General features: G+C 64.1%; 12 protein-coding genes and 1 pseudogene. 3 read left to right on the top strand and 10 right to left on the bottom strand.

Annotated features, from left to right (window positions below; genetic code table 11):
• The 10 genes and pseudogenes from glyS to LIX00_RS10540 form a co-directional block, all read right to left on the bottom strand.
• Positions 1-1,731 carry a glycine--tRNA ligase gene (gene glyS, locus LIX00_RS10585; protein WP_227353160.1) on the bottom strand — a complete coding sequence of 577 codons (1,731 nt, stop codon included), beginning with the start codon at positions 1,729-1,731 and terminating at the stop codon, positions 1-3.
• Positions 1,728-2,576: a CBS domain-containing protein gene (locus LIX00_RS10580; RefSeq protein ID WP_227353159.1), complete on the bottom strand. Its 849-nt coding sequence runs from the start codon at positions 2,574-2,576 to the stop codon at positions 1,728-1,730. Before LIX00_RS10580 ends, glyS begins: the two co-directional genes overlap by 4 nt.
• A gap of 129 nt (positions 2,577-2,705) precedes the next feature.
• Positions 2,706-3,272, bottom strand: coding sequence for a DUF7529 family protein (locus tag LIX00_RS10575; protein ID WP_227353158.1), 567 nt, complete (start codon positions 3,270-3,272; stop codon positions 2,706-2,708).
• 37 nt (positions 3,273-3,309) lie between these two features.
• Positions 3,310-3,759, bottom strand: coding sequence for a DUF7555 family protein (locus tag LIX00_RS10570; RefSeq protein WP_227353157.1), 450 nt, complete (start codon positions 3,757-3,759; stop codon positions 3,310-3,312).
• The gene (locus tag LIX00_RS10565; protein WP_227353156.1) at positions 3,759-5,090 is read right to left on the bottom strand and encodes an ABC transporter ATP-binding protein; all 1,332 of its coding nucleotides are present in this window, start codon (positions 5,088-5,090) and stop codon (positions 3,759-3,761) included. The genes LIX00_RS10570 and LIX00_RS10565 overlap by 1 nt, the downstream gene beginning before the upstream one ends.
• On the bottom strand, positions 5,087-6,163 hold the full coding sequence (locus LIX00_RS10560; protein ID WP_227353155.1) for an ABC transporter ATP-binding protein: 1,077 nt from the start codon (positions 6,161-6,163) through the stop codon (positions 5,087-5,089). The genes LIX00_RS10565 and LIX00_RS10560 overlap by 4 nt, the downstream gene beginning before the upstream one ends.
• Positions 6,163-7,629, bottom strand: a complete 1,467-nt coding sequence (locus LIX00_RS10555) for an ABC transporter permease (protein ID WP_227353154.1) — start codon at positions 7,627-7,629, stop codon at positions 6,163-6,165. Before LIX00_RS10555 ends, LIX00_RS10560 begins: the two co-directional genes overlap by 1 nt.
• A gap of 1 nt (position 7,630) precedes the next feature.
• Positions 7,631-8,647, bottom strand: coding sequence for an ABC transporter permease (locus LIX00_RS10550; protein WP_227353153.1), 1,017 nt, complete (start codon positions 8,645-8,647; stop codon positions 7,631-7,633).
• Positions 8,648-8,845: 198 nt separating this feature from the next.
• A pseudogene (locus tag LIX00_RS10545) lies at positions 8,846-10,273 on the bottom strand (ABC transporter substrate-binding protein); the annotation flags it as partial.
• Positions 10,168-10,668 carry a twin-arginine translocation signal domain-containing protein gene (locus LIX00_RS10540; RefSeq protein ID WP_227353152.1) on the bottom strand — a complete coding sequence of 167 codons (501 nt, stop codon included), beginning with the start codon at positions 10,666-10,668 and terminating at the stop codon, positions 10,168-10,170. The gene LIX00_RS10540 and the pseudogene LIX00_RS10545, both read right to left, overlap by 106 nt.
• 320 nt (positions 10,669-10,988) lie before the next feature.
• On the opposite strand from LIX00_RS10540, the gene LIX00_RS10535 reads away from it, so the two are divergent.
• The 3 genes from LIX00_RS10535 (at position 10,989) to LIX00_RS10525 (ending at position 15,286) form a co-directional block, all read left to right on the top strand.
• On the top strand, positions 10,989-11,162 hold the full coding sequence (locus tag LIX00_RS10535; RefSeq protein WP_227353151.1) for a DUF7556 family protein: 174 nt from the start codon (positions 10,989-10,991) through the stop codon (positions 11,160-11,162).
• Positions 11,163-11,352: 190 nt separating this feature from the next.
• A complete protein-coding gene (locus LIX00_RS10530; RefSeq protein WP_227353150.1) occupies positions 11,353-11,772 on the top strand; it encodes a PPC domain-containing DNA-binding protein in 420 nt (139 codons plus the stop codon).
• A gap of 1 nt (position 11,773) precedes the next feature.
• On the top strand, positions 11,774-15,286 hold the full coding sequence (locus tag LIX00_RS10525; RefSeq protein ID WP_227353149.1) for a DNA polymerase II large subunit: 3,513 nt from the start codon (positions 11,774-11,776) through the stop codon (positions 15,284-15,286).
• Positions 15,287-15,308 lie beyond the last annotated feature (22 nt).

The following is a 15,308-nucleotide window of genomic DNA, read 5'->3' as shown; positions in this document are numbered from 1 at the left end:
TTACAGGTCGGCGAACGCGCGGTCGCCGCTCCGCAGGTCGGCGAGGATGTCGGGGAGGTCGGCGATGGCGACCCGGACCTGCTCGGTCGAGTCGCGTTCGCGGAGCGTCACGGCGTCGTCGTCGAGGCTCTCGTAGTCGACCGTCACGCAGAACGGCGTGCCGACCTCGTCCTGTCGCCGATAGCGCCGACCGATGTTCCCCGAATCGTCGTAGGTCACGTCGAGACCGTGCGCGCGGAGGTCGGCGGCGATGTCGCGGGCCGTCTCGCCCATCCCGTCCTTGTCCATCAGCGGGAAGACGCCGACCGTGGTCGGCGCGAGTTCGGGTTCGAGCGCCAGTCGGGTGCGCGTCTCGTCGTCCACCTCGTCCGTTTCGTAGGCGTGCGCGAGGACGGTGTACAGCACGCGGTCGATACCGATCGACGGCTCCACGACGTGCGGGGTGATGTGCTCGCCCGCTTCCGTAACCTCCTCGACGCCGAAGCCGGTCTTCTCGACCGGAATCGTGTACGACTCGCCGTCGGCCTCGACGGTCACCTCGTCGCCCTCGAAGGCGGTTCGGTCGCGTTCGGCGAGCGTTCGGAGCGCGTCCGCGATGTCGCCCGCCGCGCCGCCGAACTCCGGGCCGAGGTAGCTCATGTCGGGGTCGACGGTGGCGCGTTCGACCACCTTCGGTTCGTCGTACTGGCGGAAGACGGTGAAGTCCTCGTCGGAGTTCGCGCCGTGTTTCGAGAGGTCGTAGTCGCTTCGGTAGGAGTTGCCGGTTATCTCTATCCAGTCGCCGTCGACTTCGGCCTCGGCGTCCCAGCAGTCGCTCGCGTAGTGGGCGCGCTCGCCCGAGAGATGCTGGCGGAAGCGGAATCTATCCATATCGACGCCGATTCGCTCGTACCACTCCTGACCGACGCCGAGGTAGTAGGCAACCCAGTCGCTCGCGATGACGCCTTGCTCGACCGCTTCGCCGATGGTCATCCGGACGTGACCGCCGTCCTCGGCGTTCTGCTGTTCGGCCGAGTAGAGCGTGACTTCCGCGTCGGCGACCCGGTGGAGCGGCGGTTCGTCCTCCTCGGGGTCGATGAAGTGTTCCAGTTCGGCCTGCGTGAACTCGCGGACGCGGACGATGGACTTCCGCGGACTGATTTCGTTTCGGTACGCCCGCCCGACCTGCGTGATGCCGAAGGGGAGTTGGTTGCGGGCGTACTCCTTGAGACGCGGAAACTCCACGAAGATACCCTGCGCCGTCTCGGGGCGCAGGTAGCCGGGGTGGCCGGAGCCGGGGCCGATGGCCGTCTCGAACATCAGGTTGAACTCCTCGACCGGTTCGCCCGCGAGTTCGGCGTCGCAGTTCGGACAGCGCAGGTCGTGTTCCGCGATGAGCGCGCCGACCTCGTCCAGCGGGAGGCTCTCCGCGTCCTCGATGCCCGTGTTGTCCTCGATGAGGTGGTCGGCGCGGTGGCTCTCGCCGCATTCGGGGCACTCGACCAGCATGTCGTCGAAGCCGTCGAGGTGGCCCGAGGCTTCGAAGACGGGTTCGGGCATCACGGTCGGCGCTTCGATTTCGCGGTGGCCTTCCTGCACCTGAAAGCGGTCGCGCCACGAATCCTCGAGGTTGCGTTTCAGCGCCGCACCCTCCGGACCGTAGACGTAGAAGCCGGAGACGCCCCCGTACGCTTCCGCCGCCTGAAAGAAGAATCCGCGTCGCTTGGCGAGTTCGACCAGTTCGTCGCTCATCGAAGCGCCTCCAGCAAGTTCACGTCCCGCACGATGCCGACGAGTTGGTCGCCGCTCACGAGCGGAACCTGCTCGATGTCCTGCGTGAGCATCGTCTGGGCCACGTCGCGGGCCGTCTTTCGCTTCGAGACCGTGACGACGTCGTCGGTCATGAACTCCCGGACCGGCGCGGACGGAATCTTGACGTTCCGGGTCGGGATGTAGCTGTTGCCGACCGACTTGATGCCCTCCCACATCCAGTCGTCGTCCTCGTTGGCGATGCTTCCCCCCGTGTCGTCTTCGCCTTCGACCACCTGCGCGACCTCGATGATGTCCACCTCGGTGAGGATGCCGTCCATCTCGCCGGTGTCGTCCAGCACGATGGCGTAGGGGACGTTGGCGTAGAATATCTCGCGCTCGGCGACCGTCAGCGGCGTCTCGACGTAGCAGGTGTTCACGTCGCTGTTCGCCAGTTCGCCGACTTCGGTGTCGCCGTCGGCTTCGTCCTCGGCGATGGCCCGAACCACGTCGGTCACGGTGACGATTCCCTCCAGTTCGCCGTCGACGACTGGCACGCGGCGGGTGCCCTCCGCCAGCATCAGGGCGGCGACCTCCTCGACCGACGCGTCCTGCGTCGTCGTCGCCACCTCGCGCATCAGGAGCGCGAGTTGGTCTTCGTCGGGGTTCTCGATGAGGTCGTCGCGGGAGATGAGACCGCGGTACTGTTCGCCGTCGTCGGTCTGTTTAACGACCGGAACGGAGGAGAACGACCGCTCCTGTAGGTATTCGAGCACGTCGTCGCGCGTACCCGGAAGCTCGACGGTGACCACGTCGGAGCGAGGCGTCATCGCTTCGGCAACGTTCATACGCGCCGGATACGGTTTCACCCTTCTTGTACCCTACGAACCGACCGGTGAATCGCGGTTCGGGGATCGCGTCGGTTCGAAGCGCGACGGAACCGGAGGAACCGGAAAACGAGTACGACCGGCGAACCGTTACTCGTCGCTCTCCCCGACCTGCGGTTCGACGACGTAGTTCTCGTACTTTTCCGGGTTCGGGAAGAACTTCGTGTAATCGCCGTGGCGGAACGACCCGAGTACGGTCCCGTCGATGGTCTGGACGTGACTGTACATCTCGTCCTCGCGCATGGCCGTCTTCACGAGCGGCGGCGCGTGCATCATCTCGTACGCTCCGGCGATGAGAATCGCGGTGTCGGTGTCGGGGTCCAGATACTGCGTCATCATGAACACCCGCGACGATACTTCCTTTCGGAAGACCCGATACGTCGGGAACGTCCCCGCCTCGACGGCGTCGCTGAACTCCTCGGCGTAGTTATCCGGGATGACGTGGACGAAACCGAACCGGTCCGTCTCGCCAGCGTCGGGGCTCTCGGGCGCGGTGTGGCTGGCCGGAATGGCGATGACGTTCCACCCTTCGTCTTCGAGGTCGGCGGCCATCGCCTCCATGTCGTCGAGCGTCAAGCGCCACGCGTCCTTCTCCACGTCCGCGTTGGCGGCGATCCGCTCGGCGTACTCAGTTCCGTCGTCGCCGGTCTCTGGCATGGTGCCATGTCAGGTTTCGAAGCGGTAAAAACTGTTGCTACACGCCGACGCCGAACACGGCTTCCATGGCGAACGACGTCCCGAGCACCGCGATGCTCGTGAGGAACAGCTTCACGGCGGCCGGAAGCCGTTCCTCGGGCGGAATCGAGTAGCGCGTCAACGGCGGGATTCGCTGAACCGCGGCCTGAAATCGCGTCTCCTTGCGCGAGCCGATAGCTTCGGCTCGATCGTCGTTACGCACGATTTCGACCCCGTCGCCGGTCCGATCCACGTCCCACGGCTGGGACGGGCGCAGTTGGAACGTCGCGTAGCCGAAGAGCAGGAGGCCGACCAGAAACAGCACGTACTTTACGCCGACCAGACCCCTGCCGAGGGAGAAACTCAGCGCCCCTCCGACGAGGAACACGACGCTCGTCACCGCGACCGCGTAGACGAGCGCATCGATTACCTGTCGGAATCTCCTCGGGGGTCGGTCTGCGTCGGCCATCACCGCATCGAGTAGGGCGTGAACTCGTCCGGTTCCTCGTACTCGTCCAGGTGGCGGTGACAGTGGCTGAATCGACCGCTGTCGCTCACCACGAAGTCGTCCGGTTCGTCGGTGTCGCAGATGCTTCCGAACACGTCACGGAGGTACTCGCGGGCTTGTTCGTCGTCGTTGTTCTCGATGTAGCCCGCCGTCTCGTCGATGTGTTTCTCGATATTCCGGGGAACGTCGAGCCCGCCGAACAGCTCCTGTCGAATCTCGCCGATGTCGGAAAAGCGCGTCTCCATCCCGAGCAGCTCTTTCAGCTGGTCGGTGGTCGACCGCTCCGCGCGCGAACGTTCGCGGACGACTTCTCGGAACACCTCGATGGCGACCCAGAGGTCGTCGTCGACGTCTTCGAACTCCTCCGGCCGTATCTTCGTCGGACAGCGCGTGCTGAACGGACAGCCTTTCGGCGGGTCGCGCGGACTCGGCGGCGTCCCGCGGAGCGTGATTCGTTCGCGGTCGCTGGTCGGGTCGGGCTCCGGAATCGCCGACAGGAGCGAGATGGTGTAGGGGTTCTTCGGGTTCTCGAACAGCTCCTCGGTGTCGCCGAGTTCCATGATGTGACCGAGGTACATCACCGCGACGCGGTCGCAGATGTGGCGCACCACCGAGAGGTCGTGGGCGATGAACAGGTACGTCAGCCCGAACTCGTCCTGCAGGTCTTCGAGCAGGTTGAGAATCTGGGCCTGCACGGACACGTCCAGCGCCGACACCGGTTCGTCCAGCACGACGAACTCCGGTTCGAGCGCGAGCGCCCGCGCGATGCCGATGCGCTGGCGCTGGCCGCCCGAGAACTGGTGGGGGTAGCGGTAGTAGTGTTCGGGTCGCAGTCCCACCACGTCCAACAGTTCGCGGACGTGTTTTCTGCGCTCGCGGGGCGTCTTCCAATCGTGAACGTCCAGCGGTTCGCGGATTATCTCGCCGACGGTCATCCGGTCGTTGAGACTGGATTCGGGGTCCTGGAACACCATCTGGCTGTTTCGTCGCCAGTTCTTGAGGTCCGCCCCGGAGAGTTCCGTCACGTCGGTGCCGTCGAACAGCACCTCACCCGACGTGGCGCTCTCCAACTGGATGAGCGTCCTGCCGAGCGTCGATTTTCCGCAGCCCGATTCGCCGACGAGGCCGAGTGTCTCGCCGCGTTTGATGTTCAACGATACGCCGTCGACGGCTTTGACGGGGTTCGAATCGATGAGTCCGCCCTCGCCGTAGTAGGTCTTCAGGTCGTTGACTTCAACGAGCGTCTCGCCTTCCTCGACGCTTACCGATTCGGTTTGCTGTACTTTACTCATAGTTCCTCCTCGCTTTCTGTCTCCGCCTCTCGATGCAGTTCGATCGCCCGTTCCTGCGATACGTCTTCGGGGTAGAGCAGACACGCGGCGGTGTGGTCGTCCGCGCCCGCCTCGACCGGCAGCGAAACCGGGTGCACCTCGTCACACTCGTCGAACGCCTCGGGACACCGAGGCGCGAACCGACAGTACGTCGCCGGTTCGTTCGGCGTCGGCACGTCGCCTTCGATGGTCGTGAGGCGATCCTCGTCAGGGTTGTTTCCGGGGATACTCCGCAACAGGCCTCGCGTGTACGGGTGGCGGGGATTCTCGAACAGTTCCACGACGGGCGCCGTTTCGACGATTTCGCCCGCGTACATCACGTTCACGCGATCCGCGATTTCGGCGATGACGCCCATATCGTGCGTGATGAACATGATGGCGAGGTCGCGCTCTTCCTGTAGCTCCTCCAGGAGCTCGAGAATCTGCGCTTGGATGGTCACGTCGAGCGCGGTCGTCGGCTCGTCGCAGATGAGCAGTTCGGGGTCGCAGGCGAGCGCCATGGCGATGACGGCCCGCTGGCGCATCCCGCCGGAGAACTCGTGGGGATACTCCTTGACGCGCCGAGAAGCGTCCGGAATCCCGACCGCTTCGAGCAGATTGATGGCTTCCTTGGTCGCCTCCGTTCCGGTGAGTCCCTGATGCAGACGGAGCGCCTCCTTTATCTGGTTGCCGACCGTGTAAACGGGGTTCAGACTCGTCAGCGGGTCCTGGAACACCATGGCGATGTCCCCGCCGCGAATCTGACGGTACTCCTTTTCGCTCTTGGTCGTCAGTTCCTCGCCGTCGAACCGGATGCTTCCACCGAGGATGCGGCCCGGCGACTTGATGAGACCCATGATGGAGCGCGCGGTGACGCTCTTGCCGGAGCCGGATTCGCCGACGATGCCGACCGTCTCGCCGCGCTCGATGTCGAAGCTCACGCCGTCGACCGCGCGGATGACCTCCTTGTCCGTGAAGAACGCGGTCTGGAGGTTCTCGACCTCCAAGATGGAGTCCCCGCGGGTTTCCGAGGTGGTGTATTCGCTCGACGCCATTACGCACCACTCCCTCCTGCCGCGGCGACCTCAGCACCGCCGTCCTCGCCGGTCTCGCTCTGCGGGTCGATGGCGTCGCGGATACCGTCGCCGAGCGCGTTGAACGCGGTCACGACCAGCACGATGAGAACGCCCGGGATGAACGGGATGTGCCACGACTGCGTCGCCACGTAGCTCTGACCGACGGCCACGGCGCGCCCCCACTCGGGCGTCGGCGGATTGATACCCAAGCTGAGGAACGACAAGCCCGCGGTGGCGATGATGACGCCGCCGAGGCTCATCGAGGCGTACACGAGCAGGTAGCCGAGGATGTACGGTGCCATGTGTTTCTGCATCGTCACGTGGGGTCTCTGGCCGTAGCTCTTCGCCGCGTCGATCCACTCCTGTTCGGCCACTTGGAACGCCGGGCCGCGCACCGCGCGCCAGAGGAACGGCCAACCGGTTGCGGCGAACAGCAGCGCCAACATGAGCCCGCCGTTGTAGACGCCCGCGATCCACGTCCCTTGGAGGACGAACGAGAGCAGGATGAGGAACAACAGCCTCGGGAGCGACATGATGGAGTCGCCCACGATGACGACGCCGAGGTCGACGAGACCCTTGTAGTACGCCGTCAGCAGCGCGAAGCTCGCCGCGATTATTCCGCTCAGTCCGATGGCGACGACGCCGATGAACAGCGACACGCGAGCGCCGTGGACCATGAAGGTGAACATGTCCTTCCCGGTCGGCATCGTTCCGAACGGATGCCATCGGCCGTACTCGTCGTACGTCCACGGAGCGATGTTTCCGCCGGCACCCTTCGAGCGCGACCCGAAGTTCGCATCACCGATGAGAATCGTTTCGACGTTTCCGGTGTCCTCGTTCAGATACTTGATCTCGTATGAGTACGGGTTGTGGATGTTTTTCTCGACCGTCGTCGGGCCGAGCGCCGGGGCGAATATCGCCATCACGACGAACAGGAAGACGATGACGAACCCGAACTTCCCCCACGTGTGGCCCCGGAACCGATTGACCATGTCGTCGCGGGGCGTCCACTCGGCGTACCGGTAGTGCTCGCGGAACGTCAGGTAGCCGCGCCAGATCCAGTAGAGGAAGGCCAGCGCGTACGCGTACACGAGCACGACGCGAAGCGCCCAGACGACGGACGGAGGCAAGTTGAGGAAGGTTCCCTCCCATCCCCCTTGCGGCGTCTTCCAACCGGTGTTGTCGAAGTTCTCCCGCGTGAGCAGGGTCGGCAGATCCGCGAGCGCGTCGCCGGCGGTCGCGAGCGGTGCAGCGACGGGTTTTAAGAACGCCAGCTTGTTCATCAACAGCTCCCACGGAATCGCCATCACGCCGCTCGCCAGCGCGCCGAATTCGAGCGCGATGAGGAGGACGAGGCCGGCGAGCCACATCGTGGCCGGTTGCGGGTTGTCCGCGATGCGCTCGCGGAGGGCTTTTTCGCTTTCGGCGTCGGGAACGCGGCTCATCTCAGGCACCCCCCTCGTAGCCGACGCGGGGGTCGATGACCGTGTACAGGAAGTCCTGGAGGATGTTTATCAACACGACGAGCAGGATGAAGACGAACATCAGTGAACCGACCAGCGGAAGGTCGCCCTGGATGACTGCTTGGAAGAACAGCGCGCCGATGCCGCTGATGTCGAACACGGTCTCGACGAGCACCGACCCGCCGATGAGCAGGAACGCCTCGCCCGTGATGATTGGAACGAGCGGGATGAGGGCGTTCCGGAAGATGTGCTTCCAGACGAGCGAGCGGGGCGGAACGCCCTTCGCACGTGCCGTCTCGATGAAGTTGGAGTTCACCGTCTCCAGCACCGCCGTGCGGCCGATGCGCATCTCGTTCCCCATCGACGCGGAACCCAACACGAGTGCGGCCGGCGCTATCTTCTTGATGGCCGCGATGAGATTCCGAGGGTTGGTGAGGTTGCTTAGGTCCGGCACTCCGGTGACCGTCGTCGGCACGAGCCAGCTCTCCCAGTCGAAGCCGAACATGAGGGACTCGGACTGCGAGAGCACCTGCATGAGGATAACCGCCAACCAGAAGTTCGGCATCGCGCGCCAGACGATACCGCCGAACGACGCCGTGTAGTCGCTCCACGTGTTCGGATTGAGTCCGGCGTAGAAACCGAGCGGGATGCCGACGAAGATGGCGATGAGCACCGACCAGAATCCGAGCCAGATGGTTCGCGGCGCGTAGCTGAGGATGAGCGAGTACGCGCTCCTGTCGGGGTCGAGAACCCACGACTTCCCCAACTGGAGCGTGAACAGGTTGATCATGTAGTCGATGTACTGCTCCCAGAGCGGTTTGGTTAATCCGAGTTGTCTCTCGATTCGGTTGTACGCCTGCGGGTCGCCCGTCGGCCCGAGAATCGCCGCGACCGGGTCGAGCGGTCCCGCGCGGATAACGACGAACGTTATCGACGCCCCGAATATTAGGACGGGGATGGACAGTAGCAGGCGTCGAGCGAAGTAACGCCATCGACTCATGCCGTCTCGCTCACCCCCTGCTCTCTCTCACTCGTGTTGTGCGGTATGTTGCACCCAATGTTTACCGCGTTCATAGCTAATACGGGAGGGTATTTTGCGTTCCCCTCATTATGTCTTGCGATAGCATCACCGAATCTCGGTCGAAGACACCGCTCGCTGGGGAAATACGCGGAAAAAATAAACGCTTAAAGGGCGTTATTAGTTGCGCTTCTTGAGTTTGACCTTGTTGTACATCTGTCGACTGTAGCCGGCACCGCCGTACTTCGGTGCGTCGACCCAGTCGTAGGAGAACCGCTCGCTGAGACCGTGGTAGGTGTTGAGGAACACCATGTCCTCCCAGTTCGCCTCCTCCATGGTGACGTACGCCTCTTCGCGTGCTTTGAGTGCCGCGTCCGTGGGGGCGGTGTTCTTCTGAATCTTCTCCCACGCCTTCTTCGCCTTCTTGGAGGCGGCGGTGCCGGACCAGTTCGTGTACGCCTGCGGCGAGGACTTCGAAGTGTCCGTCAGCGGCGGGTACAGCAGTCCGAGGAAGTTGTCCGGCGCGGGCCAGTCCATGATCCAGCCGAGCGAGTAGGCCTGGAGGTTACCCTTTCGGCCGCGCGACAGGAGCGTGTTGAACGGTGCGGAGTTGACGCTCATGTCGATGTAGGCCGTTCTGAGCTTCGATTGCAGGAGTTTCCCCACTTCGGGCCAGGTCTTCGAGGATTGGTACACCGTGAAATCGAACTTGAATCGGTTGTTCGGGCCGTAGCCCGCGTCCTTCATGACCTGCTTGGCCTTGTCGAGTTGCGTCTGGTTGTAGCCGTACGGGTACTTGCTCTCCGCGTGCGACTTGTACTTCTTCGCGCCGCCGGGGTAGATCATCGGCGGGGTGAAGTGGTACGCGGGTTCGCCGCGGCTCTTGAACACTTCCTTGACTAGCTCCTGCTGGTTCATCGCGTACGCGACCGCCTGCCGAACCGGCTTGGGGACGACGTTCGTGTTGAACCCGATGTAGTAGGAGTTGATGGTCGGGACGGCGAGGTAGTTCAGCGTGCTACCCTGAATCGGGCCGTACTTTCCGACCTTCCGACCGAGGTCGTCGGTCTTCGTGTCTTTGATTTTGCTGGATTGGTACTTCGGGGTCGGGATGAAGTGACTGCCGTACCCCATGTCGGCGTTCTGGTTCGTGACGGCGTACGTGAACTTCGCGTCCGAGTTCGCGGAAATCTTCCAGTGGATACCGTCGACCTTCGCCGGTTCACCGTGGTAGTTCTTGAACTTCGTGACTTCCGCTTTCACGTCGCTCTGCCACGACTTGAACTCGAACGGTCCGGCACCGACGGGCTCTTTCGTGGCGAACTTGCTGTGTTTCTTCTCGCCGTCGTAGCCCTGGATGTCGCCGACGATTCCATCGGGGATGACTGCGAAGGACGTGTAGGCGAGCATCTCGAGGGTCGCGTGGAACGGCTGCTCCAGCGTCATCTCGAGTTCGTGCTTGCCCTTCGTCTTGAGCGCCAGCGAGTTCGGCTTCGCGACGGTCATCTCGTGTTTCTCTCCATCGCTGTCCTTGTACGTGACAGTCTTGGAGTCGTGTTTGACGCCGATGGAATCGAGGATGAAGTACGCGCGGCGGGAGTTCTTCGACTCCGCGAGGCGCCGCCACGAGTAGACGACGTCTTTCGCCGTGACTTCCTTGCCGTTGTGAACTTGGCACCCTTCTTGAGCTTGAAGGTGTACGTTTTCTTATCCTTGGAAACCTCGTGGGACTCGACGAGGAGATTCTCGACGGCGACTTCCCCGTTGGGGTAGTTCATCAGCGGGTCGAAAATCTGCTGAATGACCGTACCGGACGCCGTGTCGGTCGCCTTGATCGGGTCCAGCGTGGTCATCGGGGAGTTCATCAGCTGAAGCGTTTTACCGCCGCTGTCACCGTCGCCTTGGCCGCCGCCGCCGGTACAGCCGGCGAGCGCAGCAGCCGAAGCCGCACCCCCGGTCGCCTGTAAGAACCGCCGACGGGTCAGGTTGTCAGTATCTGTCATCCACACTCGCCTTGTGTGTCACGGCGGATAAACTTACCGTTTGGGATTGCACCGTTACGGTCGTTAGCAGCCAGTTTCTTACAAAACAGCGTCGGTTCGGGTTTCGTTGTGCGTATCCAAGTGTTTTGTACGGCTGCAGTAAATAACATCGAACTACGGGTTCGATAGGGAGAAGGTATCGGCGGGGAAACGGGTCACTATCGCGCGTAATTCACCGTTACGGCGCATGTCGTCCGGTTACGGCGTCGGATAGTGTCACCCACTAGAGCACGAATCAGCGTTTCGGTGCGCTTATATCCCTTGGTACAGTTTCTCAAAGCATGACGCCGGATACGGCAGCAGTGTCGGTGTCGGTTGCAGACGACGCCGAGGTCATGGCCTCGGTGGACGATGACGGACGCACGGAGCGGCTCGTTATCGCAGACATCTCCCGCGAGGATGCGTGGATTTCCATGCAGACGACGGACGTAGTCTCGCTTCCGGACCGGCAGTAGTCCCCCGATACTCCGCTACTTGAACAGCCCTCCCACCGACCGCTCTTTCCTGCTTCGTAGTAACGACACCCCGTCAGCTCCGCGACCGGAAACGGTGCCGGCTTCGGATACGCGGACCCTTCGCCCGTCGGGGGGCGGGAAACGAACCAATACTGAACCTTTTTTGTCCCCGGTGCAGTTCCATCCGGACATGAACTATCGGGAGGTCTCCGGGGAACGGGAGTTCGTCGCTCGACTCGGACACGGCGCGGACTGGCGGGCGGAAATCGAGTCGCTGGCGGACGACGAGGACGTGGACGCCGCGTGGTTCGTCGCCATGGGTGCGGTACGGGACGCCGAAGTGTGGTTCTACGACCAAACGGAGAAGGAGTACCGCGAGGTGCGGTTCGACGAGCCGCTCGAAGTGGCCGCGTGCGTCGGCAACGTCTCGCTCCTCGACGGGGAGCGGTTCGCCCATACGCACGCCGTGCTCTCTCGGCGGTCGGGACAGGCGCTCGCGGGACACCTCGATTCGGCGACGGTGTTCGCGGGGGAGTTGTACATGCGAACGTTCGACGAAGAGCTGGTTCGGGAACGCGACGAACCGACCGACCTGGATCTCTGGCTCTAACATGCGCGAGGAAGATCGGCGGTACTTCGAAGGGCTGGAGTCGCAGTTAGACCGAGCGTTCGAGGTCGCCGAGACGGCTCGCGCGAACAGCGGCGACCCCCAACCCGAGGTCGAAATTCCGGTCGCGAAGGACATGGCCGACCGGGTGGAGAACATCCTCGGCATCGAGGGCGTCGCCGAGCGCGTCCGCGAACTCGAGGGGCGGATGTCCCGCGAGGAAGCCGCCCTCGAACTGGCGGAGGACTTCGCGGACGGGAACGTCGGCGACTACGAAACCCGCGCCGGCAAGGTCGAAGGCGCGGTTCGAACCGCGGTCGCCCTGCTGACCGAGGGCGTGGTCGCCGCGCCCATCGAGGGAATCGACCGCGTCGAACTCCTCCAAAACGACGACGGGACGGAGTTCGTCAACGTCTACTACGCCGGGCCGATTCGCTCCGCGGGCGGGACGGCGCAGGCGCTCTCCGTGCTCGTCGCCGACTACACCCGCGCGCTCATCGGGTTGGACGAGTACAAGGCCCGCGACGACGAGATCGAGCGCTACGCCGAGGAGATAAACCTCTACGACTCCGAGACCGGACTCCAGTACACGCCGAAGGACAAGGAGACGAAGTTCATCGCCGAGAACATGCCCGTCATGCTGGACGGGGAGGCGACGGGCGACGAGGAGGTCTCGGGGTTCCGCGACTTGGATCGCGTCGACACCAACAGCGCCCGCGGCGGGATGTGTCTCGTCCTCGCGGAGGGTATCGCGCTCAAAGCGCCCAAGATTCAGCGGTACACCAGAAATCTGGACGAGGTGGACTGGCCGTGGCTCCAGGACCTCATCGACGGAACCATCGGCGAGGGCGACGCAACCGAGGACGAGGCGGCGGACGACGACGCCGAAGAAACGGAGAGCGACGTCGAGCAGGAAAACGACGAACCGGCGGGCCCGCCGCGCGTCGAACCCGCGAAGAAGTTCCTGCGCGACCTCATCGCCGGACGCCCCGTCTTCACCCATCCGTGTCGACCCGGCGGGTTTCGCCTGCGGTACGGCAGGGCGAGAAACCACGGGTTCGCGACCGCGGGCGTCCACCCGGCCACGATGCACCTCGTGGACGATTTCCTCGCGACCGGAACCCAGATCAAGACGGAGCGCCCCGGAAAGGCGGCGGGCGTCATCCCGGTCGACACCATCGAAGGACCGACCGTCCGCCTCGCGAACGGCGACGTCCGCAGAATCGACGACGCCGAGGAGGCCCTCGAAGTCCGGAACGGGGTCGAGAAGATACTCGACCTCGGCGAGTATCTCGTCAACTACGGCGAGTTCGTGGAGAACAACCACCCGCTCGCGCCCGCCTCCTACGCGTTCGAGTGGTGGGTGCAGGACTTCGAGCACGCGGGCGCGGACGTGCAAGCGATGCGCGACAACCCCCACGTCGACCTCGAAGACCCGTCCGCCGAGGAGGCGCTCGACTGGGCCGCCGAGTACGACGCGCCGCTCCACCCGAAGTACACCTACCTCTGGCACGATATCTCGGTCGCAGAGTTCGAGGCGCTCGCCGACGCCGTCGAGAACGGCGAGGTGCGCGACGGACTGCTCGTCCTGCCGAACACCGGCGAGGTGCGAGGCGCGCTCGAACGACTCCTCGTCCGGCACTCGCAGGGCGAGGAGATCGAGATTCCCGACTGGGAGCCGTTCGTTCGCTCGCTCGGAATCGACGGCGACCTGACTCGCACGTGGGACGACCTCTCCCAGACGGCCCGCGAGTGGGGCGAGCGCGAGGACGGCGACAACGCCATCGAGGCCGTCAACGAGGTCGCTCCCTTCCGCGTCAGGGAACGCGCCCCGACGCGAATCGGGAATCGGATGGGTCGCCCCGAGAAGTCCGAGAAGCGCGAACTCAGCCCCGCGGTCCACACGCTGTTCCCGCTCGGCGAGGCCGGCGGCGACCAGCGCGACGTGGCGAAGGCGGCGCAGCACACGGAGGGGATGTCCGGAACGCGCGGCGAAATCGAGGTGCAGGTCGGGCGGCGGGAGTGCGAGGCCTGCGGCAATCGCACCTTCAAGTCGCGGTGCCCGGAGTGCGGCGGCAACGCATTCCCGCACTACGAGTGCCCCGACTGCGGCACCGAGGTCGAACCCGACCAGTCCGGGCGCGCGGAGTGCCCGCGCTGTGAAATCCCCGCCACGAGCGTCGAGCGCCGCGCCCTGAACATGAACGAGGAGTTCCGGAGCGCGCTCGACGCGGTCGGCGAACGCGAGAACGCATTCGACGTGCTGAAAGGCGTCAAGGGACTCACCTCGTCGAACAAGACGCCCGAACCCATCGAGAAGGGCGTCCTCCGGGCGAAACACGGCGTCAGCGCGTTCAAAGACGGGACGGTGCGCTACGACATGACCGACCTGCCCGTGACCGCGGTTCGCCCGTCCGAACTCGACGTGAGCGCGGAACAGCTTCGGGCCTTGGGGTACGAGGAGGACGTCTACGGCGAACCGTTTCGGCACGACGACCAACTCGTCGAACTCCGCGTGCAGGACATCGTCCTCTCCGACGGCGCGGCGGAGCACCTGCTCAAGACCGCCGACTTCGTGGACGAACTGCTCACCGACTACTACGGTCTCGACCCGTTCTACGAGATGGACGAGCGCGAGGAGTTGGTCGGCGAACTCGTCTTCGGGATGGCCCCCCACACCTCCGCGGCGGTGGTCGGACGCATCGTCGGGTTCACCAGCGCGGCGGTCGGCTACGCGCATCCGTACTTCCACGCGGCGAAAAGACGCAACTGCGACGGCGACGAGGACTGCGTGATGCTCCTGATGGACGGCCTGCTCAACTTCTCGAAGGAGTTCCTGCCGGACAAGCGCGGGGGGCAGATGGACGCCCCCTTGGTGATGTCCTCGCGCATCGACCCCTCGGAGATAGACGACGAGGCGCACAACATGGACATCGTGGAGCAGTATCCCCGCGAGTTCTACGAGGCCACGCTGGAGATGGCCGACCCCGAGGACGTGGCGGTCACCATCGCGGAGGAGAACCTCGGCACCGACCGCGAGTACACCGACTTCCGGCACACCCACGACACCTCGAACATCGCGCTCGGTCCCGACCTCTCGGCGTACAAGACGCTCGGGTCGATGATGGACAAGATGGACGCGCAGTTGGAGTTGGCCCGAAAGCTCCGGGCGGTGGACGAGACGGACGTGGCGGAGCGCGTCATCGAGGGTCACTTCCTACCCGATCTCATCGGGAATCTGCGGGCGTTCTCGCGGCAGGAGACGCGATGCTTGGACTGCGGCGAGAAGTACCGGCGGATGCCGCTCTCGGGCGAGTGCCGGGAGTGCGGCGGGCGGGTGAACCTCACCGTCCATCAGGGGTCGGTGAACAAGTACATGGGCACCGCCACGCAGGTGGCCGAGGAGTACGACTGCCGCGAGTACACGAAACAGCGACTCGAAATCCTGAATCGGTCGCTCGAAAGCGTCTTCGAGAACGACAAGAACAAGCAGTCCGGTATCGCGGACTTCATGTAATCCCTGTTTTTTATCCGTGATT

Source organism: Haladaptatus salinisoli (genome assembly GCF_020614375.1).
Classification (GTDB): domain Archaea; phylum Halobacteriota; class Halobacteria; order Halobacteriales; family Haladaptataceae; genus Haladaptatus; species Haladaptatus salinisoli.
Note: the sequence above shows the minus strand (reverse complement) of the source record. Positions and strands in the feature narration are given on the sequence as shown.